Origin of the sequence: Synechocystis sp. LEGE 06083 (assembly GCF_015207725.1) — a bacterium.
In the GTDB taxonomy this organism is placed as follows: Bacteria; Cyanobacteriota; Cyanobacteriia; order Cyanobacteriales; family Microcystaceae; genus Synechocystis; species Synechocystis salina.
The window spans coordinates 1-1,034 of sequence record NZ_JADEWJ010000474.1; the positions used below are offsets into that span (position 1 = coordinate 1).

At 49.2% G+C, this 1,034-nt stretch carries 1 protein-coding gene; it reads right to left on the reverse strand.

From position 1 onward, the window contains the following. Positions 1 to 1,005, reverse strand: a 1,005-nt coding sequence (locus IQ219_RS19835) for a family 10 glycosylhydrolase (protein WP_368667643.1), incomplete at its 3' end; no start/stop codon positions are given. Positions 1,006 to 1,034: the final 29 nt, after the last annotated feature.

Sequence of the window (1,034 nt, forward strand, 5' to 3'; positions counted from 1 at the left end):
AAAGGACTGAATGCGATAATCTTTTTCTTCCGGTGCAACATCCCAGAGGGTTTGGTAATAGAAAAAAGAAGCCCCCATGCCCTGGGCCCGGGCCGCATACACTTTATCATTCACCAGGGGCATGGGAACCTGCTTAGTGGGCAATCCAGTGAGGATACCAACGGCGGTGGGAATTCGGGTTTTGGCTTCTCGAAACTCAGCCCGCTGGATCGGCTCGGTAAAAGTGGGTAGGGAAGTGCGATAAACCTGAACTATTACTTCGTCAACAATCCCTTTGCGGATCCAATCCAACCAGTCTTGTAAAAAGGTGTTGTAAGCGAGATTATAGGTGGCAGGGGAAACGGATACGAGAATATTAGGCTTAGCAGCTTTGATGCGAGCATTTAACTGCACCATGAAAGCAGTAATCTTATCGGCTCGCCAGCGAATCCAGGCGGGATCTTTGGGGTTGCTTGGGGGAGTTTTTTTGGTTTCTTGTTGGTATAGGGAAATGGTGTAATTGTCGTAGCCAAATTCGTTGGGCAGGGCGGTGTGATCGTCGAACTGAACTCCGTCCAAATCGTATTTGTTGACCGCGTCCATGACTAGTTGGGTGATAAAAGCCTGTACCTGGGGGTGGAAAGGATTCATCCACATTACTTCTCCAGCGGCACTCACCGACGTTTTGGTGCCATCTCGCTTTTGGGTAAACCACCAAGGATGGCGTTTAACTAGTTCCGACATGGGGGGAGCCTTAAAGCCAAATTCAAACCAGGGCAAAACCAACATGTTGCGGCGGTGGGCTTTGGCGATGATATCTGCTAGCACATCCTGACCCTGGTCTCCCCTGGGGCTAAAGGGCTGTAATCCCTCCCTTTTAGCAAATTCACTTTCGTAGAGCACATAGCCGGAGTTCCAGACTACGGGGTAGATGGTGTTGAAGTTTAGATCCGCCAGGAGGTTAATGGATTCAGTAGTGCGATTCTCATCTAAAAATCTAACAGTGTCATTGTTAGTAATCCACACCCCCCTAATTTCGGGAAAGGCGTTTTGGG